Genomic DNA, 19792 nt, shown 5'->3' on the forward strand with positions numbered 1-19792 from the left:
GCCCGGACGGCAACGCCCCTTGCTACTGCACACGCTGTCGAGCTGCCCCATAGGTGGGGCTAGGACCTGGGGCGGCGACTGCCCCATATCTGGGGCAGCTCGACAGGACGCGTCTCCATCCCTGTCGAGGGGCTGGCCGTCCGGGACGTGTCGGACTCAAGGCTCCGGTCGCGACGACCGCAACAGCACCAGAGGGCGACGGGCGGCGACAAGCGGCGGCCAGCACGGCGGCGCCGTGAAGCGGAGGCCGTCTCAGCCCAGGGCGGGGACGTCGACGCCGAGCACGGCCTGTTCGTCGGGGCGGTGCACCAGCACGTCGGACAGGTACGACTGCACTGCGGGCGCCATCCCGACGTCCCGGCCGGCCTGCTCGGAGAGCAGCCACTTGTGCTCGATGATCTGGGCGAACAGCTCCTGCGGCTCCAGCTTGCGGCGCAGGTGTGCGGGCACGGCCCGGACCACCGGCTCGAAGACCTCGGTGAGCCAGCGGTGCGCCGCCTGCTGCTCGTCGGTCAGATCGCTCTCCGCCCGGTACGCGTCCAGGTCGTTGAGCAGCTTGCGGGCCTGGTTCTCCTCGGCGTCGAGACCGGTCAGCCGCAGCAGCCGCCGGGTGTGGTAGCCGGCGTCGACCACCTTCGGTCGCACCAGGTAGCGCCCGTCGTCGATCGTCGACATGGCGACCTCGGCCACGTCGAAGCCCAGCTCGTTGAGCCGGCGGATGCGGCCCTCGATGTCGTGCCGCGCCTCCCGTTCGACCGCCTGCTCGTAGGTGATCTCGTGCCAGAGCCGCTCGTAGCGCTGCACGACCTCCTCGCAGACCACCTCCGGGTCGATGGACTCGTGCAGCAGGCCGGCGGCCTGGAGGTCCAGCGCCTCACCGAAGATGTTCACCCGGGCGATCTCCAGGTCCTCGCCGCGCTGCCCGTTGGAGAGCGAGTTGTGCAGGGCGCCCGTCTCCGCGTCGACCAGGTAGGCGGCGAACGCGCCCGCGTCGCGGCGGAACAGCGTGTTCGACAGCGAGCAGTCGCCCCAGAAGAAGCCGGTCAGGTGCATCCGCACGATCAGGGCGGCGAGCGCGTCGAGCAGCCGGCTCATCGTCTCGGGGCGCAGGGTGTGCGAGAAGAGCGCCCGGTACGGCAGCGAGAACTGCAGATGCCGCGTGATCAGCACCGATTCGAGGGGCTCGCCGTCGTCGGTCTGCCGGTCGGCGACCACCGCCACCGCCTCGACGGACGGGAAGTCGATGCGCTCCAGGGCCCGCAGCAGGTCGTACTCCCGCTCGGCGATCCGCTCGCGGGTCTCCTTGAACGCGTAGACGTAGTCGCCCAGGCGGACAAAGCGGACGATGTGTCGGGAGATGCCCTGGGGCAGGGCCACCAGGTGCTGGGCAGGCCACTCCTCCAGCGGTGTCGACCAGGGCAGGTCGAGCAGCGCCGGGTCCACGAGGGCAGACGTGATCCGCACGGGCACAAGCATGACGGGTCGCCCCCCGCATCCGCCTCACATCGTGGCTCGGCCCACAACGCCGAACACCCCGGCCTCGCGTCGGCCCGGTAGCGTGGTCGCGTGCTCAAACCCACGGCGGTACGACGTGACCTGCGGCTACGGCCCGTCCGCCCGGCCGGTTGGTGGTTCGACGCCCTGCTGCTGGCCGCCCTGGTCGGGTTGACCGTCGCCCTCGTCGCCCACCAGCTCTTCGGGTTGGACCGGGCCGTCGCCGACTGGGCCGAGGCGCACCGGCCGACGGTCGCGTACTGGGTGGCCCGGGTGTTCAACCTGCTCGGCCAGGGCACCCCGCTGACTCTCATCGCCGCCGGGTTGGGCGTGCTGCTGGCCGTCCGGCTGCGGTCGGTGCGGCCGATCCTGCCGCCGGTGGTCGGCTTCGTGCTGACCTACCTGACGATCGGCCCGCTCAAGGTCTGGACCGCCCGGGCGGCACCGAGCGCCAGCGTCAAGGAGCCGTTCCTGCCGCCCGAGCAGACCCTGCCGCTGTTCCACGACGACCTGCCGGTGCGGTTCGCCCAGTCCTACCCGTCCGGGCACGTCGCCAACGCGATCGTCTGGTACGGCGTCATCGCCCTGCTGCTCGCCCCCCTCGCGCGCAGCTTCGGCCGGCACCTGCCGCCCCGGCTGGTCACCGTGATCCGGGTGGTGCCACCGTTGGTGGTCCTCACCACCACCACCTATCTGGGCTGGCACTGGCTGACCGACTCGGTGGCCGGGCTGCTGCTCGGGCTTCTCCTGGACCGGCTGCTGCACCGGGTGCCCTGGGACGATCTGCCACTGGGCGGCCGGCTACGCCACTGGGACCAGCCGTTCACCTCGTACCCCTAGGGTCGAAGCGTGGATCAACTGGCGCGGCGGCTCGGCGTACACGATGCGGTTGTCATCGGGTTGGGCTCGATGCTCGGCGCGGGCGTCTTCGTGGTGTTCGGTCCGGCCGCGGCGGCGGCCGGCGGCGCCGGCCTGCTGCCCGCGCTGGTGCTCGCCGGCTTCATCGCCTTCTGCAACGCGACCAGCTCGGCCCGGTTGGCGGCCCGCTACCCGGAATCCGGTGGCACCTACGTCTACGGCCGGGAACGGCTCGGACCGTTGGCCGGCTTCGTGGCCGGCTGGGGTTTCGTGGTCGGCAAGACGGCGAGCTGCGCGGCGATGGCGTTGACCATCGGGGCGTACCTGTGGCCGGGGCAGGCGCGGTTGGTCGCGGTCGGCGCGGTGGTCGCGGTGACGGCGGTGAACCTGCGCGGCATCGGCAAGACCGCCACCGCCACGAAGGCCCTCGTCGGCGTGGTGCTCGTGGTGCTGACGTTTGTCGCTGTCGTCGGCGTGGTGGGTGGGCCGGTGCATCTGGATCGGCTCGGCGACCCCGGTGGCTCCGGCCGGGGTGTGCTCACCGCCGCCGGGCTGCTGTTCTTCGCCTTCGCGGGCTACGCACGGATCGCCACGCTCGGCGAGGAGGTCCGCGACCCGCAGCGGACCATCCCCCGCGCGGTGCCGCTGGCCCTCGGCGCGGTGCTCGCGATCTACCTGGTGCTGGCCGTGGTGACGCTCGGCGTGCTCGGCGCCGACCGGCTGGCCGGTTCGGCTGCGCCCCTGGTCGACGTGGTGACCGCCGCCGGCCTGCCCGGTCTGGCCTGGGTGGTCCGCGCCGGGGCCACGATCGCCGTCGTCGGGGTGCTGCTGTCCCTCGTCGCCGGGGTCGGCCGGACGACCCTCGCGATGGCCCGCCGCCGCGACCTTCCCAGTGCGCTGGCCGCCGTGCACCAGGTGCACCAGGTGCCGCACCGCGCCGAGCTGGCAGTCGCCGCCGTGGTGATCGTGGTGGTGCTGCTCGGTGACGTCCGCGACGCGATCGGCTTCTCCAGCTGCACGGTGCTCGTCTACTACGCGATCACCAACGCGGCGGCACTCACGCTCGGCCGGGATCGGGATCGGGAGCGGAAACTACCGGTGCAGGTGCTCGCCGGCCTGGGGCTTGTCGGTTGCCTGCTGCTGGCGGTCAACCTGCCGCTCAGCAGCGTCCTCGCCGGGTTCGGGGTGCTCGTCGCGGGCGTCGTCGGGTACGGCCTGCGGCAGCGGAGTCGCTGAGAGGTCCGCCGGGCGCGGCACCGACGACGGGATCGATTCGCCGCCGGGCGCCGACCCGGTCGGCCGGGGAATTGGACCGGTACGGGCGGGCGGGGCGCACTGGGTGGTCAGCCAGTCCAGGCCACGCCGGCGGGCGACCACGGTGAGCCGGTCACCGGCGAAGATCACCTGTCGCGGGTCGAGGTCCCTCCACCAGATCGTCTTCGCCCCACCGGCCGCCGTCCGGGCGATCAGGCGGACCTGCCCGTTCCGGGAGACCGCCTCCAGCGGTGCGCCGTCCAGCTCCGAGCCCGCGGCGACCGGCACCTCGGCGACCGGCAGCGCATGCCTGTCGACCGGGATCGTCGTGATCACCGCGCGTTCGGTGAGCGCGCCGATGAAGGCCGGGGCCGCCAGGTAGGAGACCGATCGGGACACCCCGAGAGCGAAGGTCTCCTCCACCCGTTCGGCGAAGTCACCGTCGAAGAGCCGCAGCACCACCCGCAGGTCGTCCCGGAGATCGCGCGCGGCCAGGGCCGCCTCCAGGTTGGCGACGTCGTCGGTGGACGCCACCACCAACGCCTGGCAGTCGGCCACCGACGCGGCGGCCAGTGTCTCAGGCAGCGCGGCGTCGCCGACGATCAGCGGCACCTCCAACTGGCGGGCCAGCGCCCCGCCACGCGGCTCCGGGTCCTTGTCGATCGCCACCACCTCGACGTCGTACTCGCGGAGCTGTGCCATCACCCGTGTGCCGACGTTGCCCAGACCGATCACCACCACGTGCCCGGCGCGAGCCGGTTGCAGCCGGCCGGTGTGCAGGGCCAGCCGGGCGTTGACGATGCCGTCCACGACGACCGCGGTGATCAGCGGGATCAGCGCCAACCCGGCCAGGTTGAGCACCACCTGCATGATCTGCGCGTCGGCCGCCTTGTCGGTGTCCGGGTCGGCACCGCTGAGCGTGGTGACCAACGTCAGGTAGAGCGCCTCCAGCGGTGAGACGTCCTCGGCGCGGGAGATCAGCGCTCCCAGGACCGCGATGACCGCGAGAACCAGCATCACCGCGATGCCGATCTTGCGGGTGGCGAAGCCGCGTACGGCCCTCATCAGCACCGCGATCGGGCGGCGCCGCCGCCGCGCCCGGACCAGCCGCCGGGCGGCGACCTCGGTGCCCGGCGGCTGCCCGGTCACCTCCGCGAGCACCAGGTCGGCGGGGACCCACTCGTCCGGCAGCAACTCCACGCCCTGCTGCTCGGTGAGGTGGGCCAGCGCGCAGACCACGTCCTGCTCCCGCACGTCGGCACGCCGCGCCACCCGCAACGTCTTGTCCCGATGCTGGAAGGAGCTGGGGTCGACCTCGCCGAGCGCGGCTGCGACGAACGCCGGCGCGGCCATCTCGGCGTCGGAGAGCACCTCGACGGGCGCCTTGAGCAGCTTGCGTACGCCGTCGGCGAGAGTGCCGTTGAACATCCGCAGCACCTGGCGCACCCGCTGGTCGACGGCCTGGGCGCAAAGCGCGGCGTGCAGGTTGCCGACGTCGTCCTGGTGCAGCAGGGCCAGACCGGTCGCCCCGGCCAGCCCGGCGGCCTCGAAGGTCGCCACGTCCAGGCGCTCCGAGCGGACCACGCGGACCCCGCGCAGCCCGGCCACGTCCGGCCCGTTGCGGCGGTAGCGCTCCGGCAGCACGACTGTCACCCGGACGCCGCCGGCCGGGAGGTCGGATTCGACCATCGCGCGGGCCACGTAGTAGGCGAGAGCGTCCTGACCGCAGATCACGTAGTGCGGACGCGGGTCACCGGCGGCGCGTAGCCGCCAGTTCCACTCGACCGCCCGTCGCGCCCGGTCCCGCCACGGCTCCGCCATGCCCGGATCGTAACCAGCACGACCACACTGGGCGACCCCGCCCGGATCATCCCGGCCACGCACGGAGACCAGGCATGTCGACAGGGGCGGCGGGTAGAGCAGCGGGATGCAGACCTTCCTGCCGTACCCGGATTTTCTGGCCAGCGCCCGCGCGCTGGACCAGAAGCGGCTGGGCAAGCAGCGGGTGGAGGCCATCCAGGTGCTGCGCGGGCTCACCTGGCCGGGGTACGGGTGGCGCAACCATCCGGCGGTGAAGATGTGGGCCGGGTACGAGGAGGCGCTCACCCGCTACGGGCTGGACATGTGTGCCGTCTGGACCGAGCCGGGACGCGCCGACACCTGCGCCACCACGCTTACCGTCGACCTCGCCGCCGCCTGCGGGGCCGGCGTCGTCCGCACGCAGGACGAGCTGGCCCGCGCCGGTGACCTGCCGCCCTGGCTGGGCCGCGACGACCTGCACCTGAGCCACCGCTCGTCGCTGCTGCGCAAGGACCCGACGCACTACCGCCCGATCTTCGGCGCCGACACCCCCGACGACCTGGAGTACGTCTGGCCCGCGTCCGACCGCGAGCGCCGCTGCCTGCCGTAGGGGAGACTGGGCCCGAAGAGGGAGGTGCGCGTGGCGCTGTCGCGTGTGGTGGGTCGGCTCATCGGCGTACGTCAGCACCAGGTGGACCCGGGTGGAGGTGGCGCCGACCGCGTGCCGCGACCGGTCGCGGCGGTGGTTGTCGGCGGCGGGATCGCCGGCATGTCGGCGGCGGTCGTGCTCGCCGAGCGGGGTGTTGCGGTGACGGTGCTGGAGGCGGCGCCCACGCTGGGCGGGCGGCTCGGCGCGTGGCCCGAAGCGCTCGGCGACGGCGAGCAGCAGAACGAGCACGGGTTCCACGCGTTCTTCCGGCAGTACTACAACTGGCGCTCGATCCTCCGTCGGGTCGATCCCGACCTGGGTTTCCTCAAGCCGATTCCGGGTTACCCGATCCTCAGTGCACAGTGGCCGACCGAGGAGTTCGGCAGGCTGCCGCCCGCGCCGCCGGCGAACCTGCTGGCGCTGCTGCTGCGCAGTCCCAGTCTGCGCCTGGCCGACCTGCGGTCGATGGACCGGGACGCGGCGTTGCCGCTGCTCACCTACGACCCGGTCCGCACCTACGCGGAGTTGGACGACACCACCGCCGACGAGCTGCTGGCCTCGCTACGGCTGCCGGACCGGGCGCGGGCGATGCTGTTCGAGGTCTTCTCGCACTCGTTCTTCAACCACGAGGCGGAGATGTCGGCGGCGGAGATGGTAGCCCAGTTCCACTTCTACCTGCTCGGCAATCCGGAGGGGCTGGCCTTCGACTGCCCCGACGAGGACTACGCGACGGCGATCTGGCAGCCGCTGACGAGGCACGTGGAGAAGCACGGCGGTCGGGTGGTCACCGGCTCCGGCGCCACGGGGGTGCACCGTGACGGCGAGGGTTGGCGGGTGACGACCACCGACGGTGGCAGCCACCCGGCGGCCCACGTGGTGCTCGCGGTGGATCCGCCGGCGCTGGCCGCGCTGGTGGCGGCCTCCCCCGACCTGGTCGGGCGGGCACCGGAGCTGGCGGCGCGGATGCCCCGCTTCGGCACGCCCGGCCCGCCGTACGCGGTGGCGCGGTACTGGTGCGACGGGGACGTGTCGGCCGACCGCGCCGTGTTCAGCGGGGTGTCGCGCCAGCCCACACTGGACTCGGTGACGCTCTACCACCGGCTGGAGAACGAGTCGCGCCGTTGGGCGCGGCAGACCGGCGGTTCGATAATCGAGCTGCACGCGTACGCCTGTGAGCCCGGTGTGCCGGCCGAGGAGCTGGCCGAGCGGATGCGCCGCGAGCTGGTGGCGCTCTGGCCGGAGGCGGCTGACCTGCGGGTCCGGGAGCTGCGTGCCCGGGTGGAGGCGCAGGCGCCGGCGTTCACGCCGGGCAGCCACGCCTGGCGGCCCGGGGTGCGCACCGAGGCGTCCGGCGTCTATCTGGCCGGTGACGGCATCGCCACGGACTTCCCGAGCGCCCTGATGGAGCGGTCCGCAGCCACCGGGATCATCGCGGCGAACCACATCCTGCGCGCGGAGGGCGCCGCGGCCGAGCCGGTGCGCTCGATCCGGCCCCGGGGCCTGCTGGCCGGGCGGAGCACCCCAAACCGACAAAAACCAACATAAGCGACGCTACGCTGCCGTACGCTCGAATGATCATCCGTCGATCGGCCGGGCGGGAGGGCAGCAGCGATGTCACCACTGCACCGCGCCGGCCCGGCGGACGTCCGGCCGGCTGACGAGACCGTTCGGGACGACGCGTACCCGATGCTCCGCGACGAACGCGCCTGCGTCGTCATCGCGCTGCGGCTGGGCTGGTGGATGGCCGACGCGTACCACCACGGGCAGCACGCCGAACCCGGCCCGACCGCCCCGGCCCACCCACCGGCCAAGCTCTCCAACCTGACCGAGATGTCACTCCCGCGCCGGATGCGGATGTACCTCGACGGCGTGGACGTCGCGCTGGCCCAGATCTCGGCGCTCACCCGGCACACCGGGCCGCTGCCGGACACGTCCGCAGCCCGGACCCGGCTGCCCGACCTGGACCGGCTGCCCGAGGCGGAACAGTCGGACACCGCCGACACCGAACCGCTGCTGCTCGCCCTCGACGACCTCAACGTGGACGTGCTGCGCTGGGCGATGGCCACCAACCTCCGCGTCGGGCTCGCCTACCGGCTGGGCCGGTCCCTGGCCGACACGGTCCGGCCCGGCGACGCCGCCCAACTGCTGCGCCGCTTCGACGGCCGGCAGATCCAGATCAGCCGGTGGCTGGACGAGTTGGCCAGCGTGCTGCCGCCGTACTCCGCCGCTGTGGTGCGCCGCTCGCTGGCCGCCTGGGCAGTCGCCGTGGAACGGGCCGGCCGGGGCGATCCGGCCGAACCCGAGCCGGCCGAGCTGAGCCGCGAACTACGCAACCAGGGTGACCTCTGGCGCGGCGTACTCACCGGCGGCCTGCACCCGCGCGACCTGCTTGACGAGGAGGACTACGCGGTGGTCGCCCGGAACCTGATCATCCGGGACCGGCGACTGGTGGCCCAGGCCGCCCGGGGCATCTTCTGGCCGGTGCTGGTGCCCCTGCTGGTGGTGCTCTTCGCGGTGGTCGGGGTGAGCGCCGCCGCCGCGGCCGGTTCGCCGACCACGCGGGCCACCGTCGCTCTGCTCGGGCTGGGCGCCGGGCTGGCCGCCATCTGGCGTTCCGTCTCCGGTCCCGCGCTGGCTGTCGCGGGGGAGGTCAACCGGCCGCTGCTGGACAGCGAACTCACCGCGCGGATGGCCCTGCGGCTGGACCGGCCCCTGGCCAACGCCCATCGCGCGGCAGGGGTCGCTCCCCCGACCCGGCGCGCTCCACGGACCCGGCGCGCTCCTCGGACCCGACGTCAGCGTCGTCCCGCGGAGCCGGGCGGCCCATCGAAATACGTTGCCCCGCTCTCGGGTGCCGACCTACCGTGATCGCGCAAGGTCAACCACCGCCGCGGGAGCCGATCATGACGATGTCGCACGTCACCACCGTGCTGTCGTCGACGCTGCCCGGCGACGGTTGGCGAGCGGAAGGCCCCCGGACGGGCCGGCCCGACTGACGCGTTCCCGTACGCGCCGAGCCGCCCCGTCCGAACGCCGGACCGGGCGGCTCTTCGCTGTCCGTCACCAGCTGAAAGGAGTCCCCGGTGGACGCCGTCCTCGTCATCAACGCCGACCTCGGCCCGTTGCACCGGGTCACCGTTCAGCACGCCGTCCGGATGCTCTGCCGCCGGGTGGCCGAGATCCACGAGGCGGAGCCGGACCAGGTGATCGGCGTCTTCCCGCTGCCCCGGGTGGTGCGACTGGTCCGCTACGTGGTCACCCGGTGGCGGTTCAACTCCGGGCCGGCCTGGTCCCGGGCCGGGGTGCTCCGCCGCGACGAGCGCTGCTGCGCGTACTGCGGCGGGATCGCGTCGACCATCGACCACATCCTGCCGCGCTCACGGGGCGGCCGGAACACCTGGCGAAACACCACCGCCGCCTGCTACGGCTGCAATCAGCGCAAGGGCGACCGCACCCCGGCGGAGGCGGGCATGCCGCTGCGCCGGGAGCCGGTGAACCCCGGCTGGGCGTCGCTGGCGGGGCGGTGACCGACCGGCCGGCGGGAACGGGGGGCCGCGTCGGGGTACGCCCCGGCGCGGCACCCGCCGGCCCCGGTCAGAGAGCCCGTTCCTTGACCTTTGGCACCGGACGGCCGCTCGCGCAGTGCGCACGGATCTCGCTGCTGTGCTCGGTCGAGGTCAGCTCGACCTGGACCTGCTTCGCCGGACCCGGGTCGTAGGGCTCCGCTCGAAAGCCCGACGCGGGCGTCACCGTGACAAGTTCGGCAGATCCCCCGAGGCAGCGGACGGTGACCGTCCCGCCCTGAGCCTGCACCGGGACCAGCACGGGGTCGGTGGGCGTCGGCGTCGGCGTGGGCGTGGGCGTCGGTGTGGGCGGGGTCGGCGCCGGCGTGGACGGTCCGTCCGAACCCGTCGCTGAGCTGGCCCGGGGGACGGCCGGGGTCTTCCGGGCTGACGGGCCGGCGGACGGACGGGTCTCGGACGGTTCGGGCTGTTCGACTGTCTGCGGCAGTCCCACAGTGGTGGTGCCACCGGAGCCGATGCCGGTTCGTGGCACGGTGCCGTCGTGCTGCCGGGTGGCGTAGTCGCCCAGCGAGCCGGCCACCGCCACCGCGGCGATCACCGCGCTGCCGACCGCCAGCACCAACCGGTGCCGACGCCAGAACTGTCGCCGGGAAGCACGGGTTGGGTCGGCGGTGACCCCGGCGGGGGGCTCGGGCTCGTCGTCGACCGGCGCACCCCCGGTGGCCGCCGAACCGACCCCGGACGCTCCGCCCGGGGCTGGGGCCACATCCGCCGTCGCCGGCCCGGCGGCAGCTCCGAGCAGGATGCGGGCCGCATCGGCGGCCGAGGGCCGGTCGGCGGGATCGCGGGCCAGGCACCAGCGGTAGAGCCGGTGGATCTCGGCGGGGACTCCGTCGATCTCGGGCAACGGGTCCGGCTCGACGTGGACGTGGGCGCGGAGCATCGCGGTCTGCGCCTCGGGAGCCCAGGGCAGCCGACCGGTGAGCGTCCGGTGCAGGAGCAGGCCGAGGGCGTACACGTCGCAGGCAGGCACGACCTCGCCGGCCGCCAGCCGCTCCGGGGCGAGGTAGGCGGGCGTACCGAGCAGCCGACCATCGAAGTCGATCTCGGGGTCGCCGACGGCCGCCGCGATACCGAAGTCGAGCACCTTCGCGCCGGTGGGGGTGAGCATCACGTTGCTCGGTTTCACGTCGCGGTGCACCAGCTCCTGGGCGTGCGCGGCCTCGAGGGCCGAGGCCACCTCCGCGCAGACCCGCAGCGCGGCGCGCGGTGGCAGCGGACCGGCCGCCAACCGTTGTTCGAGGGTGACGCCGTTGAGCAGTTCCAGCACCACGAACGGCACCTGGACGCCGTCGACGACCGACTCACCGAAGTCGTAGACGCTTGTGACGTACGGGTGTGACAACCGGGCTGCCGCCTTGGCCTCGGCCCGGATCCGCTGTCGGGCGTTGGCGTCCGAGCCGACGAGCACCTTCACCGCCACGTCCCGTTCGAGCACCTCGTCGTACGCCCGATGGACCGCGGACATGCCGCCGCTGCCGAGGCGCTCCAGGAGCCGGTAGCGGCCCGCAAGCAACCGATCACGCTGCACGACCGACAGCCTGCCGTACCGCACCGGCCCGGCACCACCCGGGATCGAGGTTTCGCAATGAATGGAACTCCGACCGAGGCATGGCCGACCCGGCGCGCGGGGTCCGCGGATACCTGGGCACGTCCTTTGCTCTGCTTCAGCGGAGGCAACACTCACGGGCCGTGAGTGTTGCCTCCGCTGAAGCAGAGCAAAGGGAAGAGAGGGGGTGCTACCGGGCCGAGCCAGCACCGGGATCCAGCGCGGCGGGCGGGCCTACCTCAGCGATGCCTCGGCCGGCGACGACGACGACGGCGGCGGCGATGGCGATGGCGATGGCGGCGGCGGCGATGGCGATGGCGGCGATGGCGATGGCGATGGCGGCGACGCTCAGGCGACCAGTCTCAACGCTCTGTCGGCGCGCGCCAGGCGAAGCGGGGTGTCCTGCGCTCGGCGATGGCCGCGACGCCTTCGCGGGCCTCGCCGCTGTCCGTCACCTTCCGGTGCCACCAGGCGATCCGCGCCGGTCCGGCCCGGTCGTCGACGATCTCCTTGGCGGCGGCGACGCTCAGCGGCGATCGCTGGGCGATCGTGGCGGTGAGGTCGTCCACCCGGGCGGCGAGCCGGTCGCCCGGCAGCACCTCGTCGACGAGGCCGATCCGCAGGGCACGGTCGGCGTCGATCAGCTCGGCGGTGAACAGCAGGTGCTTCGCGGCCGACGGGCCGACCAGCCGGGCCAGCCGCCGCGTCGTCGGTGCCGGGTAGACCAGCCCGAGCCGGGCCGGCGGTACGCCGAAGCGAGCGTCATCCGAGGCGATCCGCAGGTCACAGGCGACCGCGAGTTGAGCGCCACCCCCGACGCAGGCGCCCCGGATCGCCGCGATGGTCGGCTTGGCGAAGCCGGCCAGCCGCTCCTCGGCGGCCACCGCGATGCTGGTGTCACCGGCGTCGAGCAGCTCGGCCAGGTCACCGAGGTCGGCGCCGGCGCAGAAGGCGTCGCCCGCGCCGGTGAGCACCAGGGCCCGTACGTCGGGGTCGGGCTCCAGCCGGTCGAGCAGTTCGGGGAGCTGCCGCCACATGGCGGCCGTCATCGCGTTGCGACGGGCCGGGTTGTGGATCACCACGGTCGCCACCGGCCCGGTCACCGCGACGGTCAGTTCCGCGTCCGACACGTTCACCCCGAGTTCCACGCTGAAGCGAATCTTGGACAGTTTCCGTCCTGAGCTGACGGCAACTGTCCAAGATTGCCAGAAACACGACGGCGCGGACACGGCGGCCACCGTTGGGGATGGCCGCCGGGCCCGCGTGCCGGTCAGGTCAGGACACGTTGAGAGCGGTGTCGTCGACCACGAAGGACGTCTGCAACGAGGAGTCCTCGACGCCGGTGAACTTCAGGTTGACGGTCTGGCCGGCGTACGCGGCCAGGGAGAAGGACTTCTGGCTGTAGCCGGTGGCCTTGTTCAGGTTGGAGTAGGTCGCCAGCGTGGCCAGCACCGTCCCGCCCGAGTTGAGCACCTGCACGCGCAGCGTGTCGTACGCCGTGCTCGTGGTGGTCTCGGCCGAGTCGATGTGCAGCCAGAAACTGACCGTGTACGACGAGCAGCCCGCCGGGAGGGCCACCGACTGGGCGAGCGTGTCGGTGTGGCTGCTGCCGTACCCGTTCAGCCATGCCTTGTACGACCCGCCGTGGGCCGCCTGGCTGCTGGAGTTGGTGATCACGCCGGAGCTGGTCGTCCAGCCGGTCGAACCGGACTCGAAGCCCGGGTTGGCCAGCTTCTGGCCCGCCGAGGTGCAGCCGCCCCCGGTGCCGTTCACGGTCAGCGTGTAGGTGGCGCTGCGGGTGACCGACCCCGCGCCGTTCACGGTGACCGAGTAGGTGCCGGGCGGGGTGCTCGCCGAGGTGCTGATGGTGAGGGTGGACGAGCCGCCCGAGGTCACCGAGGCGGGGCTGAACGCGGCGCTCGCCCCGCTGGGCAGGCCGGACGCGGAGAACGTCACGGTCTGCGCCGTACCGCTGGTGGTGGCGGTCGACACGGTGGTGGAGGCCGCGCTGCCCGGGTTCACCGAGCCGGCGGTCGGCGACAGCGACACGGAGAAGTCGTTGCCGGTCGAGCAGTTCGAGTCGCTGCCGGCCACGTTCACGGCCGTCCAGGCGGCCTGCACGGCCTTGTACTCGGTGGAGCAGCTGCCGTACAGGTCGGTGGCCGCCCGCAGGCTGTAGGCGCGGGCGGTGTTCGCCGGGTTGCTGGTGTTGACGTACGACGTGTTGGAGGTGAAGTAGACGTCCAGAGCCCGGTACCAGATCTTCTCCGCCTTGGCGCGGCCGATGCCGGTGACCGCCGGAGCGGAACCGCAGACCGGCGAGGTGCCGTACGAGGTGGCGCCGGTGCCCTCGGCGAGGTTGAAGAAGAAGTGGTTGCCGACGCCGGAGGAGTAGTGCACGTCCTTGCTCTTGGTGCTGGTGGACCAGCAGCTGTCGGACGAGCCGTCCAGCGAGGGGTTGTACATGTAGCGCAGCGGGGTGCCGTTGCCGTTGATGTTGATCTTCTCGCCGACCTGGTAGTCGCCCGGGTCGCTCGGCGCGGCGGCGTAGAACTCCATCATGTTGCCGAAGATGTCACTGGTGGACTCGTTGAGGCCACCGGCCTCACCGGAGTAGACCAGGCCAGCGAGCGCCTCGGTGACGCCGTGGCTCATCTCGTGCCCGGCCACGTCCAGCGAGACCAGCGGTCGGGCGTTGCTGGAGCCGTCACCGTAGGTCATCTGGGCGCCGTCCCAGAACGCGTTGACGTAGTTGTTGCCGTAGTGCACGCGGCTGGGCACACCGCTGCCGTTGCCGAAGATGCCGTTGCGGCCGTGCACGTTCTTGAAGTAGTCGAAGGTCTTCGCGGCACCGAAGTGCGCGTCCACGGCGGCCGACTGCCGGTTGGAGTTGGCGCCGGTGCCCCACGCGTTGTCGGCGTCGGTGAAGGTGGTGCAGGTGGAGGTGCCGTTGTTCATGTCGCAGGTGCGGCCGTTGCCGCGCACCGGGTCGATCATCTGGTACGTGCTGCCGGAGAGCGTCGTGTCGATGCTCACCGAGCCGGTGTAGATGCCCTGGCCGCTGCCGGTGACCGACTCGATCTCGTCGAACGAGCCGACGGTCGCGCCGGAGGTGGCGTCGGTGATCACGTGCAGCCGCGACGGCGTCTGCCCGTCCGGCTGCCAGCCGCTGACCACCGTCTCCCAGGCCAGCCGGCCCTTGCCGGAGCTGGCGTCGACGAACAGTTCCGGAGCGCCCACGGCCTCGGCCTTGCCGTTGAACCCGGCGCGGGCCGCCTTCTTCGCCGCGTCCGCGGTGATCCGGGCCGTGGTGGGGACGGTCAGTGGCGCGGCGAGTGCAACCGAACTGCCGGCGTAGGTGCCGTTCGGCGCGGTGTGGATGACGAAGTCACCGCCGTACACCCGAAGCCCCTGGTAGGTGCGGGTGTAGCGGGTGTGCGCCGCACCGGAGGCGTCCACCCGGGTGCTGCGCACCTGGTAGGACTCGGCGCTCGAACCCTGGACGGCGCCGGGGTTCGTCCGCAGGACGGTCGCCGCTCGGGCTGCGGCGGAGGCGTCCGGCGCGGGAGCGGTGGGTGGGGCGGCGTGCGCCGCGGTGGCGACGCAGGTCAGCAGGCCGCTGGTGAGCAGCGCTGCGCTGACGGCCGCGAGGGGTCGTTTCACGTGCCCTCCTGAAAGGAGAAAGGGTGTGACGGGGGTAGTCACGCATGTAGATATAGCGATGTGTTGAGGAAAAGAGAAGCCTTGGACCGCTCCCAGACATTGAGACTGGCCGAACGGATGAGGGCCTTGACAAGGGAACCAACGCCGGCAATGACACGTCCGACGGACATGAGACCCGCCTCGACGACCGGCGTCACGATCGCGCTCCTGGCCGCCCTCCTGGCCGGCTGCACCGGCACCGACCGGGCTGCCGCCCCCACCGACCTGCCCTCGGGCAGCGGCGCGACCGCAGGCCCGGACCTCACGAACATCCCCGCACCGAGCGGCCCAGTCCCGAGCGGCCCCGGGCAGAGCGGCCCCGGGAAGAGCGGCCCGAAAGCCGACGACCGGGCGCGCGTCGCGCTGTTCCGCTCCGGCGGGTTCGCCGGGCGCGGCGACAACATCACCGTCGAGCCGGACGGGCGGTGGACCGTGGTTGACCGGGCCGGCAGCCGTCGTACCGGAAAGCTCGACGCCGCCGACCTCGGCCGGCTACGCGGCTTGGCGGCCGACCCCCGACTGACCACCGAGGCCCGCCGCACGGCCACCGCGTCGAGCTGCGCGGACGCGTTCACCTACCGCCTGAGGATCGGCGCCGTCGAGACCGGGTACGTCGACTGCCCCGCCGATCCCGCGCCGCCGCCGGCGACCCGTGCGCTCGTCGAGCTGCTGCTGCGGGTCACCGGCTGACCGGCGGCTCAGACCAGGTAGTCCGGGGGAAGACCGGTGCCGCGCAGTTCCGCCGGCAGGTGCGCCACGTCGTTGACGGCGATCAGGTTCGGCGGCCCCGCCACGCCGTACCGGATGACTGTCAACCCCGCGTTGTGGTGGTTCAAACCCAGCCACCGCCGCTCCGGCGCGTCGAGGGCATGCCGGACCAGCCAGGCGATCAGGAAGGTGTGCGTCACCACCAGTTCACGAACCGGCTCGCCGTCGGCTGCACCCTCGTCGGCAACCGCCGGGCCGGTGAAGCGCCGCACCGCCGCCGCCGTCACCCGCGGCCCGTCGGCCCGCTCGGCCGTCGAGAACCCGGCCAGGAAATTGGCGTACGCCAACGGCAGCCCGGCCGGGTCCGTGTCGTGCGGAAGGTGGTCGCCGGCCAGCTCCGTGGCGTACACCGGAACGCCTGGCAGTGCCGCGGCGACCACCTCGGCGGTCTGCGCGGCCCTGCGCAACGGCCCGTGGTGTACGGCGGCGAACGGTCGGCCCCGCAGCCGCTCACCGAGCAGCGTGGCCTGCCGCCGGCCGCGCTCGGACAGGCCGGAATCCGGCTCGATCGAGTCCGTGTCGGCATGCCCGGTGAGGTCCTGTTCGGCGTGCCGGGCCAGGTACAGCAACCGCGTTCGCATGCCGTACACCCAAACACACCCGAGGGCGCGGGACCGGCCCGCGCCCTCCGGTTTTCGATCTTGACGTTACGCCCGGGGGAACATCTGGCCGATACGGATCTTGTTGCCGAACGGGTCCCGGATGCCGAAGTCGATCCCGTACGGGCGCTCGGTCGGCTCGTCGGTGATCTCGACGCCCTTCGCCACGAGATCCTCGTGGGTCTTGCGGGCGTCGTCGGTGGTCATGAAGAGGTACCCACCCAGGGCGCCCTTGGTGAGCAGCTCCCGCACCTGCTCGGCAGTCGCCGGGTCGAGCGCCGGCGGGCCCGGCTTCTCCAGCAGGATCTCGCGCTCCGGGTCACCGGGCAGGTTCACCGTCAACCAGCGCATGAAGCCGAGATCCTGATCGGTGTTGACCTCCATACCGAGCTTGTTGACATAAAAGTCCAGCGCCGCGTCCTGGTCGAGGACGTAGATCTGGGAGCGGCTGATCGCGTTCATCGTCATGCCATGACCGTAGAGGGTGGCCCTGACCTGCTGCTTATCCAAAACTGCTGGGACGCGTCCACGCCTTGGTGAAGCAGGACGGCACGTTGCCCGTCGCCGCGCGGCGACGCCGGAAATCCGTGGGGGACTCCCCCACGATCTGCCGGAACGTCCGACTGAACGTGCCCAGGCTGCCGAAGCCGACGGCGTAGCAGATGTCCGTGACGTCCCGGTCCGTCTCCACCAGCAGCGTCATGGCCCGCTCCACCCGGCGGCGTTGCAGGTAGCGGTGTGGCGTCTCGCCGAACGTGGCCCGGAACGTGCGGATGAAATGCGCCTCGGAGACGTGCGCGATCCGGGCCAACGCGGGGATGTCCAGTGGCTCGGCGTACGACCGGTCCATCGCGTCGCGCGCCCGCAGCATCGCCCGGTTGGACTCCTCCACGGCCCGGCTCACCGCAGGCCGCCCGGCGGAAGGACCGACGTCTGCGCCACGTCCTGGTCGCGCAGCTTGGCGTAGACGACCTCGGACGTGAACCCGCCGATGAACCCGATGGCCAGGACGAAGAAGACCAACTGCCGCGCCGCGTCACCGTCGAGCAGGCCCGGGTTCGTGGCGATCTGCGCCGCGACGAACAGCAGGAAGGCGATGACACCGGCGGCCGAGCCCAACGCCGCCGCCCGCAGCCAGCTGCCACCGCCGTCGTACGCGTTACGCACGATCGCACCCCACACCGAGGCGAACAGCGGGGCGGCCACGAGAACCGCGACGTTCTGCCAGCCGCCGGCCGGAGCGGCGTACGCCAGCGGGATCGTGGCGAGGGCGAGCAGCAGGAGGACAAGCGCGGTGACCAGGCCCGCCACCGTACGCCGCCCGGCAGCCCGCTCGGCCTCGCGGGAGGCGCGTTCCTGCTCGGCTCGGCGCTGCACCTGGGCGCAGAGCGCGGTGACGATCGGCTCGGCGGCGCCCGGCTGCCACGGCCTGGCGAGCACCGCCACCTCCTCCTCGGTGGCGACGCCGCGTTCGCCGCTGAGGCGCTGCCAGACCTTCTCCGCGCCTCCACCGAACGCGGCGACCGCCGCCACCGGGATGCGCCGGGACAGACCGATGAGCCCGGCGATGAACGTGGAGCGTTCGCCGCCCACCAGCAGCAACGCGTCGGCCGTCAGCAGCGACCGGTAGAAGCTGACCTCCCAGTCGTCGGTCGACTCGGGCACGACCGTGAACAGCTCCGGGTGCCGCTCGGCCTCCGCGAAGCCCGCGTCCTGCTGGTAGCGACCACGGACCAGGATCGACCCGGGCGTCGCCCGGCCGGAGCTGATGTAGCCGCGCACGACGTCCCGTTCCAGGTATTCCGGATCACCGGAGTACACGACGATGCGGCAGCCCTGGTTGGCGAGTGCCGCGCCCAGTTCCGCCGCAGCGGCGGGAGCGGCTCCGGGGTCGCGTACGGCGGGCGAGTAGGAGCGGTTGACCTGGGCACTGCCGGCGATCGCGACGACCGGGCTCATGCGACTCCTCGACGGTCGGTGATACCCGAACTATAGGAGCGGCAGATCGACGATCTCGACAGCCACTTGGCCGCCCTCGTCACCGCCACCGCCCCGGATCTGGTCGCGCTGCCTGGCGTCGGAGTCGACACCGCTGGGCAACTCCTCGTCACCGCCGGCGACAACCCTCATCGCCTGCACTCCGAAGCGGCTTTCGCCCGGCTCTGCGGCGTCGCCCCCATCCCGGCCAGCTCCGGACGCAATGCAGCGGGTGCCTGCGCCGGCAGAAGCATCAGGTCAATCGGAGGCAGCGCTCGGAGCAGACTGCCGCTGCACGAAGAGGTCCGCCTCCAGCAGCCGTCCCGAGAGCCGGCCTGCCTCGTGGATTTCATCGGCGGTCATTCGTGGCACGGTCGCGTGTGCTTCGTGGATGCCGTCGCCGCTGCCGACATTCAACATGGCGAGGTACCACCGAAGTGCCTGCACAAGGTCGACCGGTCCGCCGAATCCGTCGCGGTACCAGCAAGCCGCCGCGAACATGCTGCCCTTGTCGCCGACCTCGGCGCCGCGCACGTACCACTGCAGCGCCTCCTCGTCGAGGTCACGCTCGCTGAGTCGGTCACCCAGCCGTGGATACGCCTCAGTGACCCCGGCCTCGGCCGCTTGGCGCAGCCAGCGCACCGCCTCGTCAGACCCACCGGACAGCACCCCCAGGTTGAACGCAGCAAATGCGTCCCCTGCCTCGGCTGCGGCCTGGTAGAGAGCGTTCGCGCGAGCGTCGTCCTGTGTCGTGCCGATGCCATGCTGGACCAGATACGCGAGCGTGCGCTGGGCAACTGGGTCCCCGTCATCCGCCGATACGGTCAGTAGTTTCACGCCTCCGGCCGGATCTCCGAGATGGAACGCGTGGATCACGCCGAGCATCGTGCGCGCCCGGCTGTCTACCGAAGCCGGCATGCGTAGCTTCGGCGCTAGCAAAGCCAGTTCCCGCTCGGCCATCTCGATGCCCGCCTTGGCCGCCTCCAGATACCAGAACGCAGCCTCCGGCGGGTCCACCTTGTGGTACGCGAAGAGGGTGCCCAGATCGTGCAGCGCCTGCGCCTCCCCGGCGGCGCCAGCCATGCGCCAGTGCCGCTCCGCCTCGTCCTGGTCCACCGGCACGCCCTGGCCGGTGGCGTACATCAGCCCGACCATCCGGCGAGCGGGCACGCTGCCCAACTCGGCCGAACGCTGATACCACCACAACGCCGCCGCCTGGTCCTGCTCGACTCCCCGGCCGGTGGCGTACAGGACCCCGAGGTTATGAGCCGCCTCGGCATTGCCCAACTCAGCCGCACGCTCGTACAACCCGCGCGCCCGCACCGGATCTGCCTGCTCGCCGTGGCCGCTGCTGGGCCAGCTGGCCCAGCAGGAGCAGCGCCCGGTCATCCGGCCCGGCCAGCTCCAACTGCTCGCGAGCCTGCTCGAAGGCCCGGCGCTGCACAGCGAGCACCCCACGGTCGTACGCCTGCAGTGTCACGCGGTGCAGTGTAGAGAGGTTGCGACTGAAGTGACCCCCTGAGACCGGACACCTCCTGACTTGGCATCCTGCCGAGGA

Annotated in this window: 17 protein-coding genes and 2 pseudogenes; 8 read left to right on the plus strand and 11 right to left on the minus strand. The window is 72.2% G+C overall.

From position 1 onward, the window contains the following. Nucleotides 1–252: 252 nt before the first annotated feature. Nucleotides 253–1476, minus strand: a complete 1224-nt coding sequence (locus tag ACLQ27_RS11120) for a DUF4032 domain-containing protein (protein ID WP_234583351.1) — start codon at nt 1474–1476, stop codon at nt 253–255. A 120-nt stretch (nt 1477–1596) separates the two neighbouring features. Between ACLQ27_RS11120 and ACLQ27_RS11125 the strand changes: the two genes are divergently transcribed. Next, nucleotides 1597–2334: a phosphatase PAP2 family protein gene (locus ACLQ27_RS11125; protein ID WP_357494982.1), complete on the plus strand. Its 738-nt coding sequence runs from the start codon at nt 1597–1599 to the stop codon at nt 2332–2334. Nucleotides 2335–2343: 9 nt separating this feature from the next. After that, nucleotides 2344–3588, plus strand: coding sequence for an APC family permease (locus ACLQ27_RS11130; protein WP_425866601.1), 1245 nt, complete (start codon nt 2344–2346; stop codon nt 3586–3588). On the opposite strand, the pseudogene ACLQ27_RS11135 reads toward ACLQ27_RS11130, so the two are convergent. Continuing rightward, nucleotides 3523–5427: pseudogene (locus ACLQ27_RS11135) on the minus strand (potassium channel family protein); the annotation flags it as partial. The gene ACLQ27_RS11130 and the pseudogene ACLQ27_RS11135 sit on opposite strands and share 66 nt — an antisense overlap. 106 nt (nt 5428–5533) lie before the next feature. On the opposite strand from ACLQ27_RS11135, the gene ACLQ27_RS11140 reads away from it, so the two are divergent. The 4 genes from ACLQ27_RS11140 (at nt 5534) to ACLQ27_RS11155 (ending at nt 9582) form a co-directional block, all read left to right on the plus strand. Continuing rightward, nucleotides 5534–6016, plus strand: coding sequence for an MSMEG_6728 family protein (locus tag ACLQ27_RS11140; RefSeq protein WP_357494893.1), 483 nt, complete (start codon nt 5534–5536; stop codon nt 6014–6016). 30 nt (nt 6017–6046) lie between these two features. Then, on the plus strand, nt 6047–7600 hold the full coding sequence (locus ACLQ27_RS11145) for an FAD-dependent oxidoreductase (RefSeq protein ID WP_357574993.1): 1554 nt from the start codon (nt 6047–6049) through the stop codon (nt 7598–7600). 66 nt (nt 7601–7666) lie between these two features. Then, nucleotides 7667–8923, plus strand: coding sequence for a hypothetical protein (locus ACLQ27_RS11150; protein WP_425866604.1), 1257 nt, complete (start codon nt 7667–7669; stop codon nt 8921–8923). Between the two features lie 215 nt (nt 8924–9138). Next, nucleotides 9139–9582, plus strand: a complete 444-nt coding sequence (locus ACLQ27_RS11155) for an HNH endonuclease (RefSeq protein WP_357494899.1) — start codon at nt 9139–9141, stop codon at nt 9580–9582. 67 nt (nt 9583–9649) lie between these two features. On the opposite strand, the gene ACLQ27_RS11160 is transcribed toward ACLQ27_RS11155, so the two are convergent. The 3 genes from ACLQ27_RS11160 to ACLQ27_RS11170 form a co-directional block, all read right to left on the minus strand. Beyond that, nucleotides 9650–11170, minus strand: a complete 1521-nt coding sequence (locus ACLQ27_RS11160) for a serine/threonine-protein kinase (protein ID WP_425866606.1) — start codon at nt 11168–11170, stop codon at nt 9650–9652. 380 nt (nt 11171–11550) lie between these two features. Next, a complete protein-coding gene (locus ACLQ27_RS11165; RefSeq protein ID WP_425866831.1) occupies nt 11551–12324 on the minus strand; it encodes an enoyl-CoA hydratase/isomerase family protein in 774 nt (257 codons plus the stop codon). Nucleotides 12325–12463: 139 nt separating this feature from the next. Beyond that, nucleotides 12464–14851: a M4 family metallopeptidase gene (locus ACLQ27_RS11170; protein ID WP_425866608.1), complete on the minus strand. Its 2388-nt coding sequence runs from the start codon at nt 14849–14851 to the stop codon at nt 12464–12466. A gap of 168 nt (nt 14852–15019) precedes the next feature. On the opposite strand from ACLQ27_RS11170, the gene ACLQ27_RS11175 reads away from it, so the two are divergent. Next, nucleotides 15020–15580 (plus strand): hypothetical protein, encoded by a 561-nt coding sequence (locus ACLQ27_RS11175; RefSeq protein WP_357574991.1) that lies wholly within the window; start codon nt 15020–15022, stop codon nt 15578–15580. A gap of 8 nt (nt 15581–15588) precedes the next feature. Here the strand turns inward: ACLQ27_RS11175 and ACLQ27_RS11180 are convergent, their stop codons facing one another. From ACLQ27_RS11180 to ACLQ27_RS11195, 4 genes are all read right to left on the minus strand, one after another. Further along, on the minus strand, nt 15589–16239 hold the full coding sequence (locus tag ACLQ27_RS11180; RefSeq protein WP_357574990.1) for a histidine phosphatase family protein: 651 nt from the start codon (nt 16237–16239) through the stop codon (nt 15589–15591). A 66-nt stretch (nt 16240–16305) separates the two neighbouring features. After that, the gene (locus ACLQ27_RS11185) at nt 16306–16725 is read right to left on the minus strand and encodes a VOC family protein (protein WP_030327852.1); all 420 of its coding nucleotides are present in this window, start codon (nt 16723–16725) and stop codon (nt 16306–16308) included. Between the two features lie 34 nt (nt 16726–16759). Further along, the gene (locus tag ACLQ27_RS11190; RefSeq protein ID WP_357494909.1) at nt 16760–17161 is read right to left on the minus strand and encodes an AraC family transcriptional regulator; all 402 of its coding nucleotides are present in this window, start codon (nt 17159–17161) and stop codon (nt 16760–16762) included. Beyond that, nucleotides 17158–18216, minus strand: a complete 1059-nt coding sequence (locus ACLQ27_RS11195; protein WP_357494911.1) for a hypothetical protein — start codon at nt 18214–18216, stop codon at nt 17158–17160. The genes ACLQ27_RS11190 and ACLQ27_RS11195 overlap by 4 nt, the downstream gene beginning before the upstream one ends. Nucleotides 18217–18282: 66 nt before the next feature. Between ACLQ27_RS11195 and ACLQ27_RS11200 the strand changes: the two are divergent. After that, nucleotides 18283–18402 (plus strand): annotated as a pseudogene (locus tag ACLQ27_RS11200) (IS110 family transposase); the annotation flags it as partial. A gap of 90 nt (nt 18403–18492) precedes the next feature. Here the strand turns inward: ACLQ27_RS11200 and ACLQ27_RS11205 are convergent. Both ACLQ27_RS11205 and ACLQ27_RS11210 read right to left on the minus strand, forming a co-directional pair. After that, a complete protein-coding gene (locus ACLQ27_RS11205; RefSeq protein WP_425866611.1) occupies nt 18493–19557 on the minus strand; it encodes a tetratricopeptide repeat protein in 1065 nt (354 codons plus the stop codon). Further along, nucleotides 19523–19714, minus strand: a complete 192-nt coding sequence (locus tag ACLQ27_RS11210) for a hypothetical protein (protein ID WP_425866613.1) — start codon at nt 19712–19714, stop codon at nt 19523–19525. The genes ACLQ27_RS11205 and ACLQ27_RS11210 overlap by 35 nt, the downstream gene beginning before the upstream one ends. Nucleotides 19715–19792: the final 78 nt, after the last annotated feature.

Source organism: Micromonospora sp. DT63 (assembly GCF_049841615.1).
Lineage (GTDB): Bacteria > Actinomycetota > Actinomycetes > Mycobacteriales > Micromonosporaceae > Micromonospora.

Coding starts and splice junctions, on each gene's coding strand:
- ACLQ27_RS11120 (WP_234583351.1), bottom strand. CDS start 1,476: ATGCTTGTGCCCGTGCGGATCACGTCTGCCCTCGTGGACCCGGCGCTG.
- ACLQ27_RS11140 (WP_357494893.1), top strand. CDS start 5,534: ATGCAGACCTTCCTGCCGTACCCGGATTTTCTGGCCAGCGCCCGCGCG.
- ACLQ27_RS11150 (WP_425866604.1), top strand. CDS start 7,667: ATGTCACCACTGCACCGCGCCGGCCCGGCGGACGTCCGGCCGGCTGAC.
- ACLQ27_RS11175 (WP_357574991.1), top strand. CDS start 15,020: ATGAGACCCGCCTCGACGACCGGCGTCACGATCGCGCTCCTGGCCGCC.
- ACLQ27_RS11180 (WP_357574990.1), bottom strand. CDS start 16,239: ATGCGAACGCGGTTGCTGTACCTGGCCCGGCACGCCGAACAGGACCTC.
- ACLQ27_RS11185 (WP_030327852.1), bottom strand. CDS start 16,725: ATGACGATGAACGCGATCAGCCGCTCCCAGATCTACGTCCTCGACCAG.
- ACLQ27_RS11195 (WP_357494911.1), bottom strand. CDS start 18,216: ATGAGCCCGGTCGTCGCGATCGCCGGCAGTGCCCAGGTCAACCGCTCC.